The organism is Herpetosiphonaceae bacterium (assembly GCA_036374795.1).
In the GTDB taxonomy this organism is placed as follows: Bacteria; Chloroflexota; Chloroflexia; order Chloroflexales; family Kallotenuaceae; genus LB3-1.
Window position 1 is genome coordinate 17,102 of the sequence record DASUTC010000344.1, and the last position, 23,654, is coordinate 40,755.

At 62.9% G+C, this 23,654-nt stretch carries 15 protein-coding genes; 13 read left to right on the forward strand and 2 right to left on the reverse strand.

All coding sequences use genetic code 11. The annotated features are described in order from the left end of the window. Nucleotides 1-103 precede the first annotated feature (103 nt). From VFZ66_26695 to VFZ66_26745, 11 genes are all read left to right on the forward strand, one after another. Nucleotides 104-916 (forward strand): helix-turn-helix transcriptional regulator, encoded by an 813-nt coding sequence (locus tag VFZ66_26695; protein ID HEX6292802.1) that lies wholly within the window; start codon nucleotides 104-106, stop codon nucleotides 914-916. 3 nt (nucleotides 917-919) lie between these two features. Next, entirely contained in the window at nucleotides 920-2,128 is a 1,209-nt protein-coding gene (locus VFZ66_26700; GenBank protein ID HEX6292803.1) for a hypothetical protein, read from the forward strand. 128 nt (nucleotides 2,129-2,256) lie between these two features. Further along, on the forward strand, nucleotides 2,257-2,412 hold the full coding sequence (locus tag VFZ66_26705; protein ID HEX6292804.1) for a hypothetical protein: 156 nt from the start codon (nucleotides 2,257-2,259) through the stop codon (nucleotides 2,410-2,412). 54 nt (nucleotides 2,413-2,466) lie between these two features. Continuing rightward, nucleotides 2,467-4,809 carry an ATP-dependent Clp protease ATP-binding subunit gene (locus VFZ66_26710; protein ID HEX6292805.1) on the forward strand — a complete coding sequence of 781 codons (2,343 nt, stop codon included), beginning with the start codon at nucleotides 2,467-2,469 and terminating at the stop codon, nucleotides 4,807-4,809. Nucleotides 4,810-5,318: 509 nt separating this feature from the next. Beyond that, the gene (locus VFZ66_26715) at nucleotides 5,319-6,278 is read left to right on the forward strand and encodes a DUF1702 family protein (protein ID HEX6292806.1); all 960 of its coding nucleotides are present in this window, start codon (nucleotides 5,319-5,321) and stop codon (nucleotides 6,276-6,278) included. Between the two features lie 41 nt (nucleotides 6,279-6,319). Continuing rightward, on the forward strand, nucleotides 6,320-8,257 hold the full coding sequence (locus VFZ66_26720) for a CRTAC1 family protein (protein ID HEX6292807.1): 1,938 nt from the start codon (nucleotides 6,320-6,322) through the stop codon (nucleotides 8,255-8,257). A 159-nt stretch (nucleotides 8,258-8,416) separates the two neighbouring features. Further along, nucleotides 8,417-9,343 (forward strand): enediyne biosynthesis protein UnbU, encoded by a 927-nt coding sequence (locus tag VFZ66_26725; protein HEX6292808.1) that lies wholly within the window; start codon nucleotides 8,417-8,419, stop codon nucleotides 9,341-9,343. Then, complete coding sequence (locus tag VFZ66_26730) at nucleotides 9,340-15,213, forward strand: type I polyketide synthase (protein HEX6292809.1); 5,874 nt, start codon at nucleotides 9,340-9,342, stop codon at nucleotides 15,211-15,213. The genes VFZ66_26725 and VFZ66_26730 overlap by 4 nt, the downstream gene beginning before the upstream one ends. A gap of 79 nt (nucleotides 15,214-15,292) precedes the next feature. Continuing rightward, complete coding sequence (locus VFZ66_26735; protein HEX6292810.1) at nucleotides 15,293-15,772, forward strand: acyl-CoA thioesterase; 480 nt, start codon at nucleotides 15,293-15,295, stop codon at nucleotides 15,770-15,772. Nucleotides 15,773-15,932: 160 nt separating this feature from the next. Further along, complete coding sequence (locus tag VFZ66_26740; protein HEX6292811.1) at nucleotides 15,933-16,526, forward strand: hypothetical protein; 594 nt, start codon at nucleotides 15,933-15,935, stop codon at nucleotides 16,524-16,526. 69 nt (nucleotides 16,527-16,595) lie between these two features. Next, nucleotides 16,596-17,522: a helix-turn-helix transcriptional regulator gene (locus VFZ66_26745; protein ID HEX6292812.1), complete on the forward strand. Its 927-nt coding sequence runs from the start codon at nucleotides 16,596-16,598 to the stop codon at nucleotides 17,520-17,522. A gap of 189 nt (nucleotides 17,523-17,711) precedes the next feature. Here VFZ66_26745 and VFZ66_26750 read toward each other — a convergent pair whose 3' ends face one another. Together VFZ66_26750 and VFZ66_26755 are read right to left on the reverse strand one after the other, a co-directional pair. Beyond that, nucleotides 17,712-18,926: an MFS transporter gene (locus tag VFZ66_26750; GenBank protein ID HEX6292813.1), complete on the reverse strand. Its 1,215-nt coding sequence runs from the start codon at nucleotides 18,924-18,926 to the stop codon at nucleotides 17,712-17,714. Between the two features lie 215 nt (nucleotides 18,927-19,141). Continuing rightward, complete coding sequence (locus VFZ66_26755; protein ID HEX6292814.1) at nucleotides 19,142-20,374, reverse strand: HEAT repeat domain-containing protein; 1,233 nt, start codon at nucleotides 20,372-20,374, stop codon at nucleotides 19,142-19,144. A 434-nt stretch (nucleotides 20,375-20,808) separates the two neighbouring features. On the opposite strand from VFZ66_26755, the gene VFZ66_26760 reads away from it, so the two are divergent. Further along, nucleotides 20,809-22,233: an alpha-glucosidase/alpha-galactosidase gene (locus VFZ66_26760; GenBank protein HEX6292815.1), complete on the forward strand. Its 1,425-nt coding sequence runs from the start codon at nucleotides 20,809-20,811 to the stop codon at nucleotides 22,231-22,233. Between the two features lie 145 nt (nucleotides 22,234-22,378). After that, a complete protein-coding gene (rfbB, locus tag VFZ66_26765) occupies nucleotides 22,379-23,437 on the forward strand; it encodes a dTDP-glucose 4,6-dehydratase (protein HEX6292816.1) in 1,059 nt (352 codons plus the stop codon). The last annotated feature ends 217 nt before the right edge of the window (nucleotides 23,438-23,654 follow it).

Consider the following 23,654-nt stretch of genomic DNA (forward strand, 5'->3'; position numbering starts at 1 on the left):
TGCTATGAATCACGGTGGGATCGCTACTCTATCCCCGGTGGATAGCTTACGAACATCGACAACCACCGCGCAGCGCGAGGCTGTCCGAGAGGTCATCGAGGTGATGCGGCAGAACTTATCGGCTTCTATCTCGCTCAACGACATGGCCGAGATCGCCCATTTCAGTCCCTGCTACTTCAACCAGTTGTTTTGCTCGATTACAGGTATCCCCCCTAGCCGATTCTTGACGGCCCTGCGCCTGGAAGCCGCCAAGCGCCTACTCCTCGATACCAACCTGCGGATCGTCGATGTCTGCTACGAAGTAGGCTATAACAGCCTGGGCACGTTTAGCTCTCGCTTTACGCAACTGGTGGGCGTGTCTCCGCACGGCTTCCGCGAGCTGGCCCGCCCGGATAACTGGCGGCACCTGGATGCGTTCCTGGGCGCGATGGATCGCCCGTTTCCACCGGTATTTCGCTCGCATAAGCAGACGGCGGTCGGCAGAATCCATGTTCCATCATCGCTGCCGACAGATACAGCGTTCGGCTTTCCTGCACGGCGGCGCTCGCTATCGCCGGTCTTTATCGGCCTCTACACGCTGCCGATGCCGCAGGGCAAGCCCGTCGCGTACACCGTGGCGCTCGAATCGCCGATCTACATGCTGCCCCGCGTGCCGGATGGCCGCTACTACGTCTTTGCCACGTCCTTCCAGTGGTCGGAAGATCCGAAGTCCTATTTGCTGCTGGATGGCAAACGGGATGACCTGCTGGTTGGTAGAGGCGATCGGCCCTTAGTCGTGCGCAATGGCCGCTACCAGAACCACAGCGATCTCCACATGCGCTCGCTTCAGCCGACTGATCCGCCGCTCCTGACGACGCTGTTCTATTTCATGCTGCAATCACGTCAGATGATCAATCTTTTAGCCCAAAGGAGTTAACCGATGAGCCGCCCAGCAACCAACGGCACTACACCGGAACGGAACGGCACCCAGCGCCAGCTTCAAGAGCCTGAGCAGCCAACCACGTTCCAGGGATTACCGACGGTGCAGCAAAACCAGTACGCGATCTCAGTCCTGACCGCCGACTCGTCGGCAAACGCGCTGTCCACGATTCAGAAGCAGATTGTGTCGGCGATCCATGTTCATGGACTAGCCAGTCTGCCGACGCTCCACAACATTGTGGACACGCTGTTCATCGTGACGGCCCATAGCCCGACCGCCCTCGAATCAGGCGATCTGCTCGTCACCGATCAGTCCAGCAACCGGATCATGCTGGTCCGTGAGGGCCAGAGTCGGCCCTATCTGGACGTGTCGAGCTGGTGCAACGCGCACCTGTGGGACACCGCCACCAACTCCGATCGCAGCCGCCTCTACGTCTCGATGAGCGGCATGCGCGGTCCCACGGCGAACCATATCGGCGTGGCGGGTACCGCAGCGGTTCTCGAAATCGATACTACGACCGGCAATCTGCTGCGCGCGTTCACCGCCTACGATGCCGTCTCCGGTCTGCCGTATCAAGATCGGATGCTCGACCTGGCCGGCCTGGTCGTTACGCCTGACGACAAGCGGGTGCTGGTCTGCGATTTCAACAACTGGCAGGGCAACGGCAAAGTGATCGCGATCGATCTGGGCAGCGGCGATATTTCGATCCTGACCGATGGCCTCGATCAGCCCTCAACGCTCAGCGTAGACGGGCCGGATCATGTGCTCGTCGCCAACACGCGCCAGCCGCACGGCAAGGCCAGCGGCGGCCAGATCATCCGCGTCAACATCCACACCGGCGAGAAAGAAGAGATCGCGGAGATCACCGGCGTCGATGCCTCGCTGATCGGCGTTGTGCGCCTGCCCGACGGCTCGTTTGCCGGTACGATGAGCGAGGGCACGCAGGAGAAGTGCGTCGTCGTCCACGTGGATAGCCAGGGCAATCATCGCACCATCTGGCATCCGCAGCCTGGCTTCCTGGGCTCCGGCATCTCCAGCGACGGCAGCTCGCTGTGGGTGGCCGAAACGCTGCGCAGCCGGGTCTATCAGCTCAACTTCGACGGCTCGATCAAGCAGCATTTCCAGGTGTACGACGGCATCGATCAGAATAATCTGGAGTTTATGTTCCGTGGCTTCGACACGCTGGAGAGCGTGAAAGTCGTCGCCTGAGGCAGATCGGCATACGCACAGCGCTTGTCCGAGAGTCGTGGTGTGCGTGAGCCGTTTAGCGCCTACGCTGACCTGAACCGCTACCCGGCGCGCGGCACGTTGAGCCAGGCGCGGTCCAACAGGTTAGCATGGCCGACCCGGTGGCGGGTAAGCTGGCGAACACAGAGATCTACGTCGCGTTCTGCGGAAAACCGGGCGACATAAGCGACGATGGCGTCGCCGACACCGATCCGGGCATCCCGCAGGCCCAAATCCAGCCAAGGGAGAGGCCGCTGCTGAAGTAGCGCGGCGGCCTCTCACCCGCCGTGCTGCAATGATACTGGGGTACACAGACTATGATGGACGATCCATTTGAACGTCTCAACCCAAAGGCACAGCACATCCTTCTGCTCGCGCAAGAGGAAGCACGTAGCCTCAAGCATAGCTTCTTGGGACCCGAACATCTGCTGTTGGGATTGCTGCGGCAGGAGAATGGCATAGGAGCCAGGGCGCTGCAAGAGCTGGGATTTTTTCACTCCCAGGCCCGGCAGATCGTTCAGACGATGATGACGCCGCACGCGCGGGATGACGATCGTCTGACGCCCGCGTACCTGCCTCTGGCGCCGCATACCAAAAAGCTGCTGCAAGCGGCAGCCAGGGAGGCCGATCAGCTCAAGGATCAGCAGGTTGGGCCAGAGCATCTGCTCTTAGCGCTGGCTCACGAGGAAAAAGGCTTTGTGCCCTACATTCTGGCACGGGCCGGAATCAACGGTAGCATCGTCTGTGAGGCCGTACACGAAACCTTGAAAAGCACAACCGGCCCCGCGAAGCAGGGCAATCCGTCGGGCGATTCACTGCTCGCGCAGCTTGGGATCAACCTGACCCAGGAGGCGCGCGATGGACATCTCGATCCGGTGATCGGTCGCTACCAGGAGATCGAGCGCACGATCCAGATTCTACGCCGCCGGACGAAAAACAATGTGGTGCTGATCGGCGAGCCCGGCGTGGGTAAGACCGCGATCGTCGAGGGGCTGGCGCAGCAGCTGGCGAAGGGCGAGATCCCATCGTTCAAGGACACGGCGGTCTGGTCGCTGGATGTCGGCTCGCTGCTGGCAGGCGCGATCTACCGTGGGCAGTTCGAGGAGCGCCTGAAAAACGTGATCGATGAGATCACGCGCGAAGACGCGATCCTTTTCATCGACGAGCTGCACATGATCGTCGGGGCGGGCGCGACAGAAAATACCGTCGACGCGGCCAACATTCTGAAACCGGCTCTGGCGCGCGGCAAGCTCAAAGTGATCGGCGCGACCACCTTCGAGGAGTACAGCCAGCACATCGAAAAAGACAGCGCGCTCAAACGTCGCTTCCAGCCGATCATCGTCGAGGAGCCGAGCATCGAGGACAGCGTGCATATCCTGCGCGGGATTCGCTCACGGTATGAGGAGCATCACGAGCTGCGCCTGAGCGACGAGGCGCTGCACTGCGCGGCTCGCCTGGCCGCCCAGTATATCCCGGACTTGTACCTGCCCGGCAAAGCGATCGACCTGCTGGACGAGGCCGCCAGCCGCGTCTGGTATCGCCAGCAGAAGAGCAAAGCTGGCAACGAGCAGACCAGTCAGCCCGGCCCGGCTGAGGCCGAAGCCGCTGTCACCGGCAGAGATGTCGCGCAGGTTCTATCGATGCAGACCGGCATTCCCATCTCGCAGATGCTGGCCGAGGAGCCGAAGCGCGTGCAGGACGTGGAGCAGGTCTTGAGCAAGCGCATCATCGGCCAGCGCCAGGCGATCCAGGCCGTGAGCAAAGCCATTCAGCGCGCATTTGCCGGCCTGAAGGCAAAGAAGCAGCCGATCGGCGCGCTGCTCCTGGCAGGCCCTCCGGGTGTGGGCAAGACCGAGCTGGGCCGCGTGTTGGCCGAATACCTGCTTGGCAGCGACAAAGCGCTGGTGCGGCTGGATATGAGCGAGTACATGGAGGCGCATAGTATCAGCCGACTGATTGGCGCGCCGCCAGGCTACATCGGCTACGATCGCGGCGGGCAACTGACCGAGGCAATCCGCCGTCGGCCCTACTGCGTCGTGCTGCTCGACAATATCGATAAAGCCCATCCTGACGTGCTGAACATCTTCGTCCAGATCCTTGAAGAGGGCTATGTGACGGATGCGCGAGGCCGCTACGTCGATTTCCGCAACACCATTATTTTGATGACGGCCAGCTTTGGAGGCGAACTGTTCAAGCGCCAGTCCGTCCTGGGCTTCAAGGTGGGCGCGGACGGCGCTGAGCTGCCCGACCAGTACGAGCAGCTGAAGCAGCGCTACCTGGATAAGCTTAAGCTCTTCTTAAGCCCTGAGTTTATCCATCGTCTCAACGACATCATCGTCTTCCAGCCGCTCCAGCAGGCCCATGTCGAGCAGTTGGTCGATCTCGCGCTCCAAGATCTGCGTCAGCTCCTAGCCGATCAACAGATTGGGCTGGAGGTGACAGAGGCCGCCCGGTCGTACCTGGCCGAGAAAGGTTACGACATCGAGCGCGGTGTGCGGCTGCTGCGCCAGATCATCCAAGAGCACGTGGTCGACCCGATCAGCGATGGGCTGGTGCGCGGTCGCTACTGGGCAGGCGACATCATCCAGATCGAAAAAGCGGCTGCCGGAGGCATCAGCCTGCGGATAGCTCATCGTAACCTTGTGTCGATCTCTGCCACATAGCGGCTGATGGTGCAGGTTGGCACGCCCGGCGATTGTTGCAGCGGCGCGCGCGGACAGGCCGTGCGCGCTGCGATACGCAGCGACATACACTCCCCCTGCGGTATGGTTCGCCCGGATAACACGGTGGTTGCCTGGCTAGCGCATATCTGTTTCGTTGGATGCAACCGATCGAAGAATATCCATGGGTCCATACGCCGTTCTCGTAGAAACAATCGACGCTCATGCTCACCCCCCTCTCTACGAGCGGTCATCATCATGTACAAGGTTCGATAGCGGCTCGTGAGCCATCCTTATAGAGATGCGCTCAGGAGCGAGTGTGCGTGGAGCACCGATCTAGGCAGCGCCTTGCGTCATCCAAGGCGGGATGCATGCAGGCGCGGCGTGTTTGGTCAGCGGGCGTCTTGCACTGCTGCCATTCTCGCTGTCTGCTCATGCGTGCTCTGCGGGGCGGGTGCGTCCGGAATCGCTGCTATCACGATCGTTTGCTTTGTAGCTAAAGGATCATCGTTATGGGAGCCATCGGGAGTTCGATGCGCACGATCGTCTTCGGCATTTCGCCTCGTGAAGTCACCTGCCTGCGGCGTGGCTTCCAGCCCAAGACATCAATGGTCTGTGCTCGGCTGGAGCAGATCGGCACCACCTTTCTAGCGGGCTACCATACCGTCCTGCGTGATCCGCGTGTGATCGAGGTCGAGCGCCAGCTCAACCGCATCGACCTCGAAGTACGCGGCTTTGCCTTTGAAGGAGCGGCGATGGCGTTCACGCTGCTGGATGTTTTGATGCCCCAGCGGTCATCGCGCTTCCTTCAATTTGTTCAGGGACCGGCGGCGGATCACGTCTATATGAGCTACGTCGGCGCTGGCTGGGCGCATGCCCGTCTTCACCGGCGTTTCGATCGTCTGCGCAGCGCGGGCGATCCCCTGCTGGGCTGGCTCGCCGTCGACGGCTACGGCTTTCACGAGGGGTACTTTCATGGTCGACGCTACCTCACGACTCAGCACTGGCCGCGACGGCTGGCGGGCTACGAGCGGCGGGTTTTCGACCAGGGCTTTGGACGCAGCCTGTGGTTCGTCAAGGCGATGGACGTTGAGGTGATCGCACAGACGATCGCCGCGTTTGCGCCTGGGCGTCACTCCGATCTATGGAGCGGCGTTGGCCTGGCCTGTGCCTACGCTGGCGGCGTCGACCAGTCGACGCTAATCGCGCTGCGCGACGCGGCTGGCCCGTGCGTGCCGCAGGTTGCGCAGGGAGTGGCCTTCGCCGCCAAAACACGCAAGCGCGCCGGGCATCTGCCGGAGCATACCGAGAGCGCCGCGCGCATCCTGTGCGGCATGTCGGCTCACCAGGCGGCTGCCATCACCGATCAATCCCTCAAAGACCTTGCTGCCGAGCGCGATACTCCCGCTTATGAGATATGGCGTCAACGTATTCAATCATGCTTTGGAGGTGCTATCGCCTACGAACGTTGAAGCTGCAATGAGCAAACGCATAGCGGAAGGAGGACTCTCACATGGCGCTGTTGTTCAATTTCCTCACAGGACAGGCGAGTCGCATCGTCGCGATCGTGCTTATCTTTTTCAGCTACCAGATGGCTCGTCTGCCTGAGCTGCCCGACGCTGAGCGAGCAGCGCTACGCAGCCGGTTTGCGTTTAAGACCAGCACGCTGCCTGAATTGAGCGGCTATCCCTCGCGCACGCTGCGCAGCGTCCATCCCGGCCTTGCGCGCAATGTCGCCTGGATCTCGACGGTCGGGGCGGCGGTAGCGCTGCATGATCTGGATGGCGATGGCCTGCCCAACGATGTGTGCTACGTCGATACACGGATCAATCAGGTGGTGATTGCCGCAGCGCCAGGTACGCCGCCCCGCTATCAGCCTTTCGCGCTCGATCCCGCGCCCTTAGCGTATGACGCCGCAACGACCGCGCCGATGGGCTGCTTACCCGGCGATTTCAACGAGGATAGCGCCGCCGATCTGCTCGTCTATTACTGGGGCCGCACGCCGATCCTGTTCCTCAAGCAGGGCCAGGCGACCGGCGACGCGCTCAGCAGCGCCAGCTACGCCCGCCGCGAGCTGACGACCAGCAGAGAGATCTGGAATACCAACGCCGCCTCGCTGGCCGATGTCGACGGCGACGGACATGTCGATATTCTGATCGGCAACTACTTCCCCGACGGCATGCGCGTGCTCGATCACAGCGCGACCGACGGCGCGGAGATGCAGCGCTCGATGTCGCGCGCCTACAACGGCGGTCGTAATCGGCTGTTCCTGTGGGCTGGCGCGACCGCCACGGAGCAGCCCGATGCGCGCTTCAAGGAGCAGGTCGGCGCGTTCGACGACTACGGCGGCTCCGGCTGGACGCTGGCGCTGGGCGCTGCCGATCTCGACGGCGATCTGCTGCCGGAGATCTATATCGCCAACGACTTCGGCCCCGATCGGCTGCTGCATAACCGCTCGCAGCCGGGCGCGCCCGCCTTCGCCTTGCTTGAGGGCAAGCGCACCTTGACCACACCTCACTCCAAGGTGCTTGGCCGCGACTCGTTCAAAGGCATGGGTGTTGATTTCGGCGATATGAACGGCGATGGCTTGCTCGATATTTATGTCAGCAATATCGCCGCCGAGTTCGCGCTGGAAGAAAGCCATTTTCTCTACGCCAGCACCGGCAAGCTCGATCAGATGAAGCAGGGGATCGCGCCCTACGAGGATCAGAGCGAGCCGCTGGGACTGTCGCGGAGCGGCTGGGGCTGGGATTCGCGGCTGGACGACTTCGACAACGACGGCACGCTTGAGGCGCTCCAGGCGACCGGCTTCCTCAAAGGAACGGTCAACCGCTGGCCGGAGCTGCACGAGCTGGCAATGTCGAACGATACGCTGCTGGACAAGACGCGGCACTGGCCGGAGTTCCATCCCGGCGACGATCTGAGCGGACACCAGCATGATCCGTTCTTTGTGCGCGCCTCCGATGGCCGCTACTACGATCTGGCCGAAGATATTGGCATCGCTCGTCCGGTCGTCAGTCGCGGCATCGCGACCGCCGATGTGGACGGCGACGGCAGGCAAGATTACGCCGTCGCGCACCAGTGGGCCGCCTCATCGTTCTACCACAATCGAAGTGCAAGCGGCGATCAGTTCCTTGGGCTGCATCTGCGCCTGCCCGTCGAGCCTATGAGCACAACCGTCACACCGGGGCACCTTCAGGCGGCGGGACGCCCGGCGATCGGCGCGGAGGCAACCGTGTATCTGCCGGACGGGCGCACGCTCGTGGAGCAGGTCGACGGCGGCAACGGTCACTCCGGCAAGCGCAGCCCGGATCTGCACTTCGGCCTGGGACAGCTCACGCCCGATACGCCCGTGCGCGTCGATCTGCGCTGGCGCACGCCGCGCGGCGAGACGCGCAGCGAGACGCTGACGCTCACGCCGGGCTGGCATACCGTGCAACTTGGTTGGTAGCGTATGTTGTAGAACAAAGGAACACACGGAGAACCAAAGACTCCCCCTCGCCTATCGAGGGTGCCCTCTGGGCTTGGAGAGGGGTGGCCCGGCAGGGCCGGGGTGAGGGCCAGAACTCGAAACTTGTTCCTTTGATTCTGCACTAGGAGGATTCAGATCATGATGCAACAGAGTCAGGCCAAGCGCTTAGGTGGCCTTCGCCGCTTTGCGATCTCGATCACGGTCTTTAATATCATTGGTCGTCTACTGCTCGGCTTCGAGCAATCCTGGGCACAGATGGTCGCGGCGGTGCTCACCGCCTATTTCGTCGAGCTTCTGCTGGAGACGATCACCGCCTGGTGTGTCGGACGAGCGCCCAGCTACAGCGGCGGCTTCCGCAAGCTGGTTGATTTCCTGCTGCCCGCGCATATCGCGGCGATGGCGATCTCGATGCTGCTCTACAGCAACGATCGCGTCGCCCCGATCGTCTTTGCCGTCGTCGTCGCGATTGCCTCCAAGAGCGTGCTGCGGCTGCGGATCAATGGAACAAGCCGTCACTTCTTCAATCCGTCGAACCTGGGCATCGCAACGACGCTGATCGTCTTTCCGTGGGTTGGCATCGCGCCGCCCTACCACTTCACCGAGAATCTCAGCGGCATCGGCGACTGGATCTTACCCGTGCTGATCACGCTGGCGGGAACGATGCTCAACGCCAAGTTTACCAACAAGATCCCGCTGATCACCGCCTGGCTTGGCACCTTCGCCCTGCAAGCGATTGGCCGCAGCCTGGTGCTCGACACGCCGATCGTGCCTGCGCTGGGACCCATGACCGGCGTGGCCTTTATTCTATTTACGTTTTATATGATCACCGACCCCAGCACCAGCCCGGTCGCGCCACGCGCGCAGGTGCTCTTCGGCGCGGCCATCGCGCTCACCTATATGCTCCTGGTGCTGTCGCATATCGTGTTCGGCCTCTTTTTCGCTCTGACGATCGTTTGTGGTCTGCGCGGCCTTGGCCTGTACCTGCAAGCACAGCTCGCACGCTTTGCCCGCCGTAAAGTTGTCGTCGCGCCGCAAACCGTTCTTGAGACGGGGAACACGTTATGACGAACACGATTGCGATCGTCGGGATGGCCTGCCAGTATCCCGATGCTGCGACACCCCATGAGCTATGGGAGAATGTGCTGTCACAGCGCCGCGCGTTTCGCCGCATGCCAGCGGAGCGCCTGAATCTGGACGATTATTGGTCGCCTGATCGCGCCACGCCTGATCGCACCTACGCGCATCAGGCAGCGGTGATCGAGGGCTACGATTTCGATCGGGTCAAGTTCCGCGTCGTCGGCTCGACCTTTCGATCGGCGGATCTGGCCCACTGGCTCGCGCTCGATGTCGCCAGCCGCGCATTGACCGACGCGGGCTTTCCCGATGGCTCAGGCTTGCCGTGCTCCACGACGGGCGTGCTCCTGGGCAACACGCTGACCGGCGAGTTTTCGCGCGCTAATGTGCTGCGGCTGCGCTGGCCCTACGTCCAGCGGGTGCTCGACGCGGCGCTGCGTGACGAGGGCTGGACAGCAGAGCAGCGACAGAGCTTCTACGCGCGGCTGGAGCAGCTTTACAAAGCGCCGTTCCCGCCGATCGGCGAGGAAAGTCTGTCGGGCGGCCTGTCCAACACGATCGCGGGCCGCATCTGCAACTACTTCGATCTGCACGGCGGCGGCTATACGATCGACGGCGCGTGCTCCTCGTCGCTGCTGGCGATCTCGTCAAGCTGCTCCGCGCTGGTAGCCGGGGATCTGGATGTGGCGCTGGCCGGTGGCGTCGATCTGAGCCTCGATCCGTTCGAGCTGATCGGCTTTGCCAAGACTGGCGCGCTGGCAAGCGATATGATGCGCGTCTACAGCGCACAGTCGGCTGGCTTCTGGCCCGGTGAGGGCTGCGGCATCGTGGTGCTGATGCGCGAAGAGGACGCCATCGCTCAGCAGCGGCGGATCTATGCCACGATTCGCGGCTGGGGCATCTCGTCCGACGGCAACGGCGGCATTACGCGGCCTGAGGTCGACGGGCAACTGCTGGCGATTCGCCGCGCCTACAGCCGCGCCAGGATCGGCATCGAGACGGTGGCCTACTTCGAGGGCCACGGCACCGGCACCGCTGTCGGCGATGCGACCGAGCTGCGCGCGCTGAGCCAGGCCCGCCGCGAGGCGGCTAACGATCGGCAGCCCGCCTTCATCGGCTCGATCAAGGCCAATATCGGCCATACCAAGGCCGCTGCTGGCGTCGCCGGTCTGATCAAAGCGACCATGGCGCTCTACACGCAGACGATCCCGCCGAGCGTCGGCTGCGAGCCGCCACATCCTGAGCTGATGGGCGACGCGCCCGCGCTGCGGGTGAGTACCAGCGGTCAGCTCTGGCCTGAGGGGCAGCCGCTGCGCGCTGGCGTTAGCTCGATGGGCTTCGGCGGGATCAACACCCATCTGGTGCTTGAGGGCAGCAGCGCCGAGCGCCGTACCACGCTTACGCCGACCGAGCGGATGGCGCTGATGACGGCGCAAGATGCCGAGCTATTTGTGTTTAGCGCATCCGATCCTCAATCGCTGCGGCAGCAGGTGGAGCGCGTGCTGCAACGAGCGCCGCAGATCTCGTACGCCGAGATGGCCGATCTGGCCGCCGAGCTGGCGCGCTCGCTCACGCTCGGTATCCTGCGCGCCTCGGTGATCGCCGCGTCGCCTGCGGAGCTGACAGCGCGCCTGGAAACGCTCCAATCCTGGCTGGCTGCCGACCGCACCAGCGCCACCGACGCCGATGGACATGTCTGGCTCGACGCTCCCACCCGGCCACCTCGGATCGGGTTTTTGTTCCCCGGCCAGGGCTCGCCGTCGTACCTGGATGGCGGCGCGCTGCGTCGGCGGTTTGCGCTCGTCGATGAGCTGTACGCCAACCTCCCGCCGCCGAGCGGCGATGCCGTGAATACTGCTGTGGCGCAGCCCGCGATCGTGCGATCCTCGATTGCCGCGCTGCGCGTGCTTCGTCAGCTTGACATAAGCGCACAGATGGCGGTCGGCCATAGCCTGGGAGAGCTGACCGCGCTGTACTGGGCGGGCGCGCTGGATGCCCAGGCGCTCCTGCGCGTGGCGACTGTGCGCGGCCAGGCGATGGCCGAGCTGGGCGCTCCGACCGGCGCGATGGCGAGCATCGGCGCTGATCGGCAGACGATCGCCGCGCTGATCGGCGACGCGCCCGTGGTGATCGCGGGGCTGAACTCGCCAGCGCAGACGGTGATCGCGGGCGATGCCCAGGCCGTGCAGGCGGTCGTCGAGCGGGCGCGCGCGCAGCAGGTGCGAGCCACGCTGCTGCCGGTTTCCCATGCCTTTCACTCGCCGCTGGTCGAGGCTGCGGCCACACCGCTGGCGGCGCATCTGGCGACCGAGCAATTTCGTCCGCCTCAGCGCACAGTGGTTTCGACGGTGACAGGCGCGGCGCTTGACCATAATGCCGATCTGCGCGACCTGCTCTACCGGCAGGTGACGCAGCCGGTACGCTTCATGGAGGCCAGCGCGGCGGCGAGCCATCTCTGCGATCTGTTCGTCGAGGTTGGTCCGGGCCAGGTATTAAGCTATCTGGTCGGCGATTTTCTGCCGGTGCCCGCGCTGCCGATCGATGCAGGCGGGCCGTCGCTCCAGGGCTTGCTGCGCGTGGTCGGCGCTGCCTTCGTCAAGGGCGCGCCCGTTCGCGTCCGCGAGCTTTTCGCTGATCGGCTGATCCGTCCGTTCGATCTCGATCAGCAGCCGCGCTTCTTCACCAATCCCTGCGAGCTTGCGCCACGCATGGATCAGGCGCTGCCACTGCTTGAGCTTGCCGCTCCCGGCCAGGCAACGATCCCGCCGACCAGCGCGATCACCGAAGGCGCGAGCGGCTCCTCCACGCTGGAGGTGCTGAGCCGACTGATCGCGCAGCGGGCCGAGCTTCCGCCTAAGGCGATTCGCCAGGAGCATCATCTGCTCAACGATCTGCACCTCAACTCGATCTCGGCCAGCCAGATCGTCGTCGAAGCTGCCCGCGCGCTGGGATGCCAGCCGCCGGTCGCGCCCACCGACTACGCCAACGCTACAGTCGGGCAGGTCGCGGAGGCATTGGACGAGCTACGCGCGACGAATGGCGCGTCATCCACGGCGACCGATCACACGCCGGAGGGCGTCGATCTGTGGATTCGGCCCTTCCAGGTGGCGCTCGCCGAACGACCGCGCCGGGCCGCGACGTCCCAGGCGGCGGGAAGCTGGACGATCCTGGCACCGAGCGGGTATCCGCTGGCGGAGGCGCTTGAGCAGGCATTCGCTCAGGCGCGACACGGCCAGGGTATTGTCGTCTGCCTGCCGCCCGATCCAGAGGAGTGGCATATCGGGCTGCTGCTCAAGGGCGCGCAGAAGATGCTGGCCGAGCGCTCCGGTACCTTTGTGGTCGTGCAGCACGGCGGCGGCGCTGCTCCGCTGGCCCGCACGCTGCACCTGGAAGCGCCTGCGATCGATACCTGCGTCGTCGATGTGCCTGTCGATCAGCCGACGGCCTGCGACTGGATCGTCGCCGAGGCGCTGGCTGCCAGCGGCTACACCGAAGCCCACTACGACACGGATGGTCGCCGGAGAGAGCCGCTGTTGCAGCTCCTCCCACTGCCGACGACGCCTGAGGTGCTGCCGCTCGATCCGAGCGATGTGCTGCTAGTGACCGGCGGTGGCAAGGGCATTACCGCCGAGTGCGCGCTGGCGCTGGCGCAGGAGACGGGCGCGAAGCTAGCGCTGCTGGGACGCTCGAAGCCGGATAGCGATCATGAGCTGATGATCAACATCCAGCGCATGCGCGAGGCCGGGCTTGAGGTTCACTATGTCGCCGTCGATATTACCGACGCCGAGGCCGTGGCTGCGGCAGTGCGCGAGTGCGAGGCTGCACTGGGACCGATCAGCGGTATTCTGCACGGCGCGGCCCGCAACGAGCCGCAGCTTATTCATCAGCTTGACCAGACGATGATCCGGCGGACGTTCGCGCCCAAAGTGGACGGCCTGCACCATCTGCTGGCGTCGGTCGATGCCGATCGGCTGCGGGTGCTGATCACCTTCGGCTCGATCATTGCCCGCACTGGTCTGCGCGGCGAGGCCGATTACGCGCTGGCGAACGATTGGCTGGTACGTCTCACCGAGCGCTTCGCGGCGGAGCATCCCGCCTGCCGCTGCCTGGCCGTCGAGTGGTCGGTCTGGTCCGGCGTTGGCATGGGCGAGCGTCTGGGACGTGTGGCGGCGCTGCGCCGCGATGGGATCACGCCGATCCCGCCCGATGTGGGCATCGATCTGCTGCTGCGCCTGCTGGCACGGCCACTGCCGACGGTCGCGGTGGTTGTCACCGGGCGCTTCGGCGAGCTGCCGACGCTCCAGGTCGAGCAGCCGGAGCTGCCACTCCTGCGCTTCCTAGAGCAGCCGCAGGTCGTGATCGGCGGTGTGGAGCTGATCGTTGACGCCACGCTTTCCAGCCAGACCGATCCCTACCTGGAAGATCACGTGTTCCGTGGCGAGCGGCTGCTGCCTGCCGTGATGGGCATGGAAGCGATGGCCCAGGCTGTCGCCGCGCTGACAGGCTCCCACCGACCGCCGCTGTTTGAAGATGTCGAGCTTGAGCGCCCGATCGTGGTTCCGGCGCACGGCAGCTCGACGATCAGAATCGCCGCCCTGGTCCGCCAGGCCGGACTGGTCGATGTGGCGATTCGCAGCGAGGAGACGGGCTTCCGCGTCGATCATTTCCGCGCGCGCTGCCACGTCGTCGATGAGCTACCGGCGGATCATGGCTTCAATCCGCTGCTGACGGGCCAATCGGGGCTAACGCCCGTGCCGCTCGATCCCGATCGCGATCTGTATGGCGGCCTGTTCTTCCATAGCGGTCGCTTCCAGCGGCTTCGAGCCTATCGGCAGCTCAGCGCCAAGACCTGTGTCGCGGATATTGGCGTGGATCGTCGCATGCCGTGGTTTGGGCGCTACCTGCCCCAGACGACCTTGCTCGGCGACGCGGGCGCGCGCGACGCGACGCTCCATACGATCCAGGGATGTATTCCCCACGCGGTGATCCTGCCGATCGGCGTCGATCGTCTGGTGGTATACCCGGACGTGATCGCGGATAGCTGGATCTCCACGGCGCGCGAGCGCTCCCGCGATGATCTGACCTTCACCTACGATGTCGAGGTGCGTACCGCAGACGGCGTGCTGCGCGAGCGCTGGGAGGGTCTGCGGCTGCGGATCGTGGACGAGACGCGGCAGGGCGATGAATGGCTGCCTGCGCTGTTCGGGCCATATCTTGAGCGGCGGCTCGAAGAGCTTGGGCTGCATCCGACTCCGGCGGTCGCGCTTGAGCTGAACGCGGCGATCGATCGGCGGCAGCGTGGCGAGCAGGCGATCCAGCGGTTGTTGGGACGGCCCATCACGATCCATCGCCGTCGGGACGGCAAGCCGCTGCTGATCGACGGGCCAGCCGTCTCCTTCGCGCATGGCGAGCCGCTGACCCTTGCCGTTGTTGGAGCGGCACCGCTGGCCTGCGATCTTGAGCCCGTGCAGCAGCGCGGCCTGGATCTGTGGCAATCGCTGCTCGGCGTGGATCGCTTTGCCCTGATTCAGCAGCTTGTCCACGCCACGGTCGACGACGAGTCTACGGCGGCAACCCGGCTCTGGGCCGCTGGCGAATGTTTGATCAAGGCTGGCCTGCCGGTTGAAACACGGCTGCGCTTCGCAAAGCAAACCGCCGACGGCTGGGTTCTGTTTGCGTCAGAGACGCTGACGATCGCGACGGTGGTGGTGACGCTCAGGGGCTACAGCGCTCCGGTTGTCCTGGCTGTGCTGCGCGATCGGCAGGACGTGCGCGAGCGCGGTGCGGCTCTGGCAGGCGCGCTCACCGCCGCGCCCTCCGTCCGTGGCGGGCGGCCTTTGGGTCCGGGCGTTCCCCAATAATTCGCGTGCTAGTGCAGAATCGGCTGCTTCACGCCGATGCGGCTGATTCTGCACAGCATACCTGGTATGAGGATCGACGATGCGGATATTCGAGTATCATCATGTGGTCGGCTTTGAAGAGACGAATCTTGTCGGCAATGTCTATTACGCCAACCATGTGCGCTGGCAGGGCCGCTGCCGTGAGATGTTTCTCCGCGAGCACGCGCCCGATGTGCTGGAAGAACTTCAGCGCGGCCTGGCGCTGGTGACGACCAGAGTGTCCTGTGAGTATTTTGGCGAACTCTTCGCCTTTGATGAGGTGATCATTCGCATGGCACTGCGCGCAATTCAGCAGAATCGGGTGACGATGAGCTTTGAGTATTGGCGCAACAACGGCGGAGCGGAGGAGCTGGTCGCGCGCGGCGAGCAGCAGATCGCGTGTATGCGCCACAGCGAGGGACAGTTAGTGCCGACGCCCGTACCGGCCTCGCTGAGAGAAGCGCTGCACGCCTATGTGCAGGCGTCAGCCGGAGGAATCGGGATCCGGGAAGCGCGCCGACAACCTCCGGCGCGTGCTTGACGTTAGTAAAAATACGGAGTACAACCGTTCTGTACGGCAGATGTATTCCGAGCGCTCTTGGTAGCGCTCGCGGTCATCGACGTGAGCGCGGAACTTTGAGGTTATCGCAGATTATATCATGCTGAAGCGCACCCCCCAATCGTTCAAGGAGTACTTCATCATGAGCCTGGCACAGAACACTCAATCACGGCCAACGCACCCCTCGGCGAAGCTGCTCGATCGCCTGAACGGAGCATGGCATCGGCGGGCGCTTCTGATGTATATGGTGGTGGTTCTCGCCCACTGGGCGGAACACATCCTCCAGGCGATGCAGGTCTATCTGCTCGGATGGCCGAGGCCCACCGCGCATGGAGCGCTCGGCCTGGCGATGCCCTGGCTGATAACATCGGAATGGCTGCACTACAGCTACGCGCTGGTCATGCTGATCGGGCTGATCGTCCTGCGGCGATCGTTCGTGGGGCGCGCTGGCGCGTGGTGGTCGCTCGCGCTCTGGCTTCAGGTCTGGCACCACTTTGAGCACGGGCTGCTCCTGAGCCAGGCGTTGCTCCAGACGAACCTGTTTGGTTTCGCAGCACCCGTCAGCATTCTTCAGCTTGTCTTCCCCCGTATGGAACTTCACCTGTTTTACAATGCGGTCGTCTTCGTGCCGATGATCATCGCGATGTGGCTGCATCTCCATCCTCTGGAAGCCGAGGCGCGTCATGCTTCCTGTACCTGCGCTCGGCGGCAGCGGCTCGAACCGCTGGAAATCTAAGACCTGGTTCGCGCGTCTTGGAGTTTTCATGGCGGTGTCCGGCAGCTATGAGGTAGCCAAGGAGTTGCTATGTCCACGAATATTCGATCATATCCTGTGATGAGCCAAGCCCAGACATTTCCTCGATTCTTGCGACTCTCGGAGCCAGCAGAGGCGGCGGTAGCGCGGCGCGATAGCACGATCGCAACCTACTACCATGCTGTCGAGCGCGTGATCGCGGCGATGCATCAGCGATTGGAGGAGCCGCTCACGCTGCCGGATATGGCCGAGATTGCCCTGCTCAGCCCGTATCATTTCAACAGAATCTTTCGGTATATCACCGGCATTCCGCCGCTGAAATTTCAGGCCGCCCTGCGCCTGCAAGCGGCCAAGCGGCTGCTCGTGACAACCGATCTGAGCGTCACCGAAATCTGCTTTGCGGTCGGGTACAACAGCCTGGCCTCGTTTACCAGGAACTTTACCGAGCTGGTCGGGCTGTCACCGCGTCAGCTTCGCTGCCTGGCCGATGAGCTGCACGTCGACGATCTCCAGTCGCTCGACGTTTCGACGGATCTCAGCGATGAGCAGCCATCTGCCTGCGCCGGGTGGACGCTCCGGGGAGCCGTGACGACCGTGGTTCCATTCAGCGGGCTGATCATGATCGGTCTGTTTGCCGCGCCAATCCCTGAGAGTCTACCGGTCGGGTGTGCGGTGCTGTCGGAGCCAGGCTCCTTTCAGATCCATGATGTGCCCGGCGGCGAGTACTACCTGCTCGCCGCCGCCTTCGATCGATCGGAGCAGGGCCTTGCCGGGCTGCTTCAGGATACGCCGACGTTGGTCGGCATGGCGCACACGGCGATTGAGGTGCCCGCGTCGGGTCCTGTGGTCGACGCCGATGTCCTGCTGCGGCCTGTCCATCCCACCGACCCGCCGATCCTGGTCGCGCTGCCGTTTCTGCTCAACGAGCGAATCAAAACATGTATTGTCGACGACGACGAGCTTGATAGGCTGAGCTGACACGACGTACACAGTCGGGCTGCCACGGGCGCACATCAAGGCTGCGGCAGCTCACGCTGATCCAACGCCAAACGCGGGGCTCAGAGCCCCGCGTTTGATATGTTGGGCGCGACCCCGGATATTGCTTCGGGTCGCGCCATAGGTTATGAGCAAGAGTCGAGTTCAGCAGATGACGAGCAGGAGCCGAGTTTAACTGGATGCAAGCTGCTGCTCAGGTGCGCGGCGCACCGCGAGGGCCACGGCCAGCCAGGTCGTCAAGAAGCCACACACCCCGACGAGCAGCATCGCAAGCCGCAGCGAGGTGAACTCAGCGGCCCAGCCATAGACCGGCGGGGCAACCAGCAGCGCGGCATAGGCCGACATCATCACCGCTGCGGCGACCGCGCCGCTGTTGCGCGCAAGCGGCGCCGACGCGCTGAGCACGGTCGGCTGCACGCCCGCCACGGCCAGGCCCAGCAGCACGAAGGCGACCACGGCCACCGATATGCTGCTGAACAGCAGCAGGAGCGCCGCCGCTACGGTGATGCCGATCCCGGAGATCAGCAGCGAAACCCGCGTTCCCAGGCGGGCGACGAGCGGCGCGTTCAAGAAACGTCCGATCAGCATGGCGGCGTTGAACAGCGCAAACGTGGCACCGCTGATCGCGATCGGCGCTTCCAGGCCGCGCAGATAGATCACCGCCCATACGGTGGCAATCGCTTCGGCGGCACTGCCCATGAAGCAGATCGCGGCCAGCATGATGAAGAGCGCCTGTCGCAGGAACGAGCCTCCCGCTGCATCGGCGCTCTCGCTCTCGCCCTGACCGGCAGGCGGGTAGCGTACCGGCAGCGTGAGCAGGATGAACGGCACGCAGATCAGCGCTGAGAGCAGCAGGATCAAGCTGTAGGTCCAGCCAGCCTCCAGCAGAATGCCCGTGAGGAACGCGCCGAGCATGACGCCGCCGCTTGAAATGCCGTGCAGCACATTCATTACATGCTGCCCGGTCGCCTGTTCCAGATCGATGCCAGCGCTGTTGGTCGCCGCGTCGAGCATGGCGAAGCCCGCTCCGGCCAGCATCAGCGAGACGACCAGGCCCCAGAGATGATCGGCAGCGGCGAGCACCAGCATCGCGCTAGCCAGGAGGAGCAGGCTGAGGATCGACTGGCGCTTGTTGCCGAGCCGAAGGTAGAGCTGTCCGTTGAACAGGAGCACCACGAAGCCGACGAGCGGCAGCGTGAACTGCGCCGTCCCGAAGACGCCCTCGCTCAACGAAAGCGCTACCATCACTTCCGCCCACACGACGCCCTGCACCCCCAGCACCAGCCCGAAGATCGCGAACTGCCCTACGAGCAACAGTTTAAGCGCCCCAGGGCGCCACTCACCTACAGCGGATGGAGTTGTTTCGCTCACGAGTGGTTGACTCATAGTTCCTCACTTCTGGATGGAGACGTTCAAACGGATCGGCGGTCCTCTGGCTGTGTCCGCGACACACCAGAGGATCTTTCTTGCTGATGCAGGCGAAACGCGCTGCAAGAATTGCTGACGGTGTAGCTCCTGTGAATGAGTAACCTGAAAGGCGGACGAGGCGGCTCTTGCACCATAGAGCCGCCTCCGCTCCGCATTGGTCTTGTTCGTCGAGCTTACGCCTGCGGGATGCGCGGATCGCTGTCGGCGATGCCGTCGAGGTTCAGGTCAAGCTCGCCGTCCAGCGTGCCGTGGCACGGGATCAGGTTGACGTCCAGGGTGCCGTCGCCGTTCAGGTCGCCCAGCTTGCCACGGAACGTGCCGTAGATCACGGTGTTCGCCATCTTGCCGACGACCGGGTCCGCCGTGCTGACCAGCTGGACCGTGCCGGGCTCGATCGTGCCGCTCGCCAGGTAGCGGTTGAGGTCGGTGTAGGCCCAGCCCCAGAACCGGCCACGAACGCTGCGAACGATACCGCCCTCGCGCAGCCGCTGTCCACGCGCGCCTTCCTCGCCGTCCGCTGCCGAGATGTCGATGTTCGCCAGGTTCTTCGGTCGCAGCCGCTCGGTTCCCGCCGCGCGGGCCAGCGCCACAGGCGTCATCACCGGAACGCCCTCTTTGACCTTGCCGGAGTGATAGAACGGGCGCATCGTGTTCGACTCGTAGATGTGCTGCGTGACCGTCTCGCTCACGGGGTAGGAAGCGCCACGGAACATGAACGTCTCGTAGTGCGGGGTGCCGTCCTCGTGATAGTTCACGATCTCTTTCTCGATGACGAGGTCGGTCATGAAGCTTTCGACGTTCGTGCATGCCATGACCCGACCGAGGATCGAGGCAAACCACTGCGGCGAGAGCCGTGCCTGGACCCAGCCCATGCCGGGTAGGCGCACGTCGGCGAAGCCGGCGATCTGAAGCGGCAGAGTCTGGTCGAAGTTGCCGCTGTTGTGGTACTGGAGGCTGTTGTAGATCGTCGGGTACTGCTCGCCCGTCAGCTCTTCCAGGAACAGGGTCGCCCAGTCGCGGACTTCGCGGTCGGGATCGTTCAGCGCGTCGTGGAGCACGGGCACCACGGCGGCGGCGTCAGCCGACTTGACCATCAGCCAGAGCAGGTTCCAGCGGACCGAGGCATCAGTCTCGATCTTGAAGTGCTGGGCCAGGACGGGCAGCGCCGCTGCCTGGTTGCGGTGGGCGTACTCCCAAAGGGCGCGCTCGCGCTCCAGGGCGGAGGTGTGCTCGGCAGCCGTCTGCAACAACTGGGCGTCGCTGCGCTGGTCGAAGTTGGCAAGCTGGGCGCTCGCGGGGGCGCCAAAGCGGAAGCGCTCGGCAATATCCTGGAATGCCTGGTTGCCGATCAGGTTGTTGAGGTTGGAAGCGCCGCTGTCGGTGATGACGTTCGGATCGATCAACATGGTCGGTCTCCTTAGAGTGGGGTCCCGAACGGTGGGACCGATGAACCAATCCCTTCGTGTAGCTCGAGCTACGCATAGTATGCCCTGTCGCAGCAGACGAGGTTTCTTTGAAATTTCGATCTCCGCGACGAATGTTTTGCAGACTCGATGCTCGGTATCGCAAAGCAGCCCGGCAACCGCGCCTGCCGTGGTCTTAAAGGCATGATGTGGGGCACGTCCTCTACGATTCGATCCCGATCATGTTGGACAGGTTCATTCGATCCGATCGCGATTATGTCTGAGGCCGACAATGGCTCGTATTATGCTCGGCGATTGGCAAGCTGCGAACGATCTGATCAGCGCTTGCAGGAGCGCTCATCCGTCCGCCGCTTCAACCCGTGGACGCCGCGCTCCAGGCCCGGCGACGTCTACCCGCACCGCGAAAGGAGTTTGTGATGCCTAAGATCACGTTCATTGGTGCCGGAAGTACCGTCTTTGCCAGAAACTTACTCAGTGACATTTTTCTGTTTCCTGAGCTATCCGATGCGACGATCACGCTCTTCGACATCGATGCTGCCCGGCTGGAAACATCCGAGATCGTCGCGCGGAGAGTGGCCCAGGCGCGTGGCGCTCAGCCGGTGATCGAATCGACGACCGATCGCCGCCGCGCGCTTGAGGGTGCCGATTATGCGATCTGTATGATCCAGGTGGCTGGTTACAAGCCCGGCACGGTCATCGATTTTGAGATCCCCAAGAAGTACGGCCTGCGCCAGACCATCGCCGATACGCTAGGCATCGGCGGGATTATGCGCGGCCTGCGGACGGTTCCCGTGCTGCTCGATATGTGCCGCGATATGGAGGAGCTGTGTCCCGACGTGACCTTTCTCAACTACGTCAATCCGATGGCGATCAACTGCTGGGCGCTCAGCCGTGCAAGCTCGATCAAGACAGTTGGCCTGTGTCACAGCGTGCAGCATACCGCCTCGGAGCTTGCCCGCGACATCGATGTGCCGGTGGAAGAGATCAACTATCTGTGTGCCGGGATTAATCATGTGGCCTTTTACCTGCGGTTCGAGCGCGCAGGGCAGGATCTCTATCCGCTGATCCATCAGGTTGCCGCCGAGGGACGAGTGCCCGCCGGGAATCGCGTGCGCTATGAGATGCTCAGGCGAACCGGCTATTTCGTGACCGAGTCGAGCGAGCATTTCAGCGAGTATGTGCCCTGGTTCATTAAGCGCGACCGGCCCGATCTGATCGAGCGCTTCAATATTCCGCTCGACGAATACATCACCCGCTGTGAGGTGCAGATCGCCGACTGGGACGGGATGCGGGCCGCGCTCGAAGATCCCGATCCTCACGCTATCGCGCGCTATGAGCGGGCGAAGCTGGAGGAGCAGATGAAGCGTCGTGCGCAGCACGATCCGCGTGCGGCTGAGCAGGCCCGCGCGCTGCTGGAGACGCCACAGCAGATCCCAGCGGCGCGGCACTCAGGCGAGTACGGCTCGCTGATTATCCACTCGCTCGAAACCAACCAGCCGCGTGTGATCTATGGAAACGTGCCCAATCACGGCCTGATTGACAATCTGCCGCAGGGCTGCTGCGTGGAAGTGCCGTGTCTGGTCGATAAGAACGGCGTGCAGCCGACCAGGATCGGCACGATCCCGCCGCATCTGGCGGCGATCATGCAGACCAATATCAATGTTCAGTCGCTCACGGTTGAGGCCGCACTGACGGGCAGGCGCGAGCACATCTACCATGCTGCTATGCTCGATCCGCACACGGCGGCAGAGCTGGACCTGGATCAGATTTGGAGCCTGGTGGATGAGCTGCTCGAAGCGCATGGCGAGTGGCTGCCAGCCTACGCATCATCGAGCAGGTGAGGTCCACCAATGTGGTGCCGCGCCAAGGCCGCCCGACGAGACGGCTGATGCGCGGCACCGGTCACTCAAATTGACAAACAGAAGATGTTACCATAGTATACGACCGCTCTATTTCCTAGAATAATCAAGATAGAAGGTATCTTTCATGACAACCATATTAATTACCGGTGTTGCGGGATTTATTGGTAGTAATTTTGCACATTACATTGCAGAAAACTATCCTAATTACCGGATTATTGGTATTGATAAACTCAGCGCGTATTCTAATCGTGCAAACGTTGCAAGCCTGGAGTCGCTTGAAAAGATGAGGTTTTTTCAGGCGGATATTACCAGTCGCGATCAAATGGAACATATTTATCAGGAGTATCATCCTGATTATATTGTTAATTTTGCTGCCGAAAGCCACAACGATCGCGCGATTAAGCATCCTACGGTTTTCGTTGAGTCAAACACGCTTGGCGCACAGGTGCTTCTGGAGCTTTCGCGCGAGTATGGCATGCGGCGTCATATTCATATTTCGACGATCGAGGTCTATGGTGAGCAAGCGCCGGATGTGCCCTACTTCACCGAGTCGAGCCCGCTGAATGCGAAGACGCCCTACTCCGCTGCCAAAGCGGCCGGCGACCTGATCGTCCGCGCGTATATGCAGACGTACACTGCTATGGATATTTGCATCACGCACTGCGCAAATAACTATGGCCCGTATCAGTTTCCGGAGAAGCTCATTCCGCTGGCGATCACGAATGTATTGCGCGGCAAGAAAGTGCCGCTGTACGGCGACGGCGCGCAGCGGCGAGACTGGCTGCATGTGCTCGATCACTGCCGGGGCATCGATCTCGTGCTGCATCAGCCCAACAAGCCCTCCTTCAATCCGTCGGAGGCGGCGATTGATTCGGGCAAGCTGCCGATCTACGATTTTTCGGCGCGGCAGGAGATGTCAAATATCGAGATCATCAGCCGAGTGCTTGAGGAGCTTAAGCTGAATCCTGAGGAGTGGATTGAGTTTGTCGCCGACCGGCCCAATCACGACCGCAGGTATCTGATCAATCCGGAAAAAGTCGAGCGCGAGCTGGGCTTCAAGCCCTCGATCAAAATCGAGGACGGCATTGCCCAGACGGTGCGCTGGTATGTCGACAACCGCTCGTGGTGGGAGGATATTCTCGCCCGTGCGGGCTCGCTCCAGATCGACTGGAGCAAGCGGTAGATCGGTGCGTGTGCGTAGAGAGGCGATCAGCGAGTGCTGATCGTCTCTCTACCCGTTAATGCTTCCACGAATCCCGCCGGGCAGCCTCGCCACTGGGGATCGTGCCGCGCACGTCACGCAGCAGCGAGGATTCCTGCACGCGCTATCTGCCCCTTGCCGATCGGTCGTGCGCTGTGCTATGATGGCTGTGTCACAGTGTTAGCTTACCTAGAAAGTC

What these genes read in the sequence shown, in the direction of transcription:
- VFZ66_26695 (HEX6292802.1), top strand. Translation starts at nt 104, where the DNA reads ATGCGGCAGAACTTATCGGCTTCTATCTCGCTCAACGACATGGCCGAG.
- VFZ66_26700 (HEX6292803.1), top strand. Translation starts at nt 920, where the DNA reads ATGAGCCGCCCAGCAACCAACGGCACTACACCGGAACGGAACGGCACC.
- VFZ66_26705 (HEX6292804.1), top strand. Translation starts at nt 2,257, where the DNA reads ATGGCCGACCCGGTGGCGGGTAAGCTGGCGAACACAGAGATCTACGTC.
- VFZ66_26710 (HEX6292805.1), top strand. Translation starts at nt 2,467, where the DNA reads ATGGACGATCCATTTGAACGTCTCAACCCAAAGGCACAGCACATCCTT.
- VFZ66_26715 (HEX6292806.1), top strand. Translation starts at nt 5,319, where the DNA reads ATGGGAGCCATCGGGAGTTCGATGCGCACGATCGTCTTCGGCATTTCG.
- VFZ66_26720 (HEX6292807.1), top strand. Translation starts at nt 6,320, where the DNA reads ATGGCGCTGTTGTTCAATTTCCTCACAGGACAGGCGAGTCGCATCGTC.
- VFZ66_26725 (HEX6292808.1), top strand. Translation starts at nt 8,417, where the DNA reads ATGATGCAACAGAGTCAGGCCAAGCGCTTAGGTGGCCTTCGCCGCTTT.
- VFZ66_26730 (HEX6292809.1), top strand. Translation starts at nt 9,340, where the DNA reads ATGACGAACACGATTGCGATCGTCGGGATGGCCTGCCAGTATCCCGAT.
- VFZ66_26735 (HEX6292810.1), top strand. Translation starts at nt 15,293, where the DNA reads ATGCGGATATTCGAGTATCATCATGTGGTCGGCTTTGAAGAGACGAAT.
- VFZ66_26740 (HEX6292811.1), top strand. Translation starts at nt 15,933, where the DNA reads ATGAGCCTGGCACAGAACACTCAATCACGGCCAACGCACCCCTCGGCG.
- VFZ66_26745 (HEX6292812.1), top strand. Translation starts at nt 16,596, where the DNA reads ATGTCCACGAATATTCGATCATATCCTGTGATGAGCCAAGCCCAGACA.
- VFZ66_26750 (HEX6292813.1), bottom strand. Translation starts at nt 18,926, where the DNA reads ATGAGTCAACCACTCGTGAGCGAAACAACTCCATCCGCTGTAGGTGAG.
- VFZ66_26755 (HEX6292814.1), bottom strand. Translation starts at nt 20,374, where the DNA reads ATGTTGATCGATCCGAACGTCATCACCGACAGCGGCGCTTCCAACCTC.
- VFZ66_26760 (HEX6292815.1), top strand. Translation starts at nt 20,809, where the DNA reads ATGCCTAAGATCACGTTCATTGGTGCCGGAAGTACCGTCTTTGCCAGA.
- rfbB (HEX6292816.1), top strand. Translation starts at nt 22,379, where the DNA reads ATGACAACCATATTAATTACCGGTGTTGCGGGATTTATTGGTAGTAAT.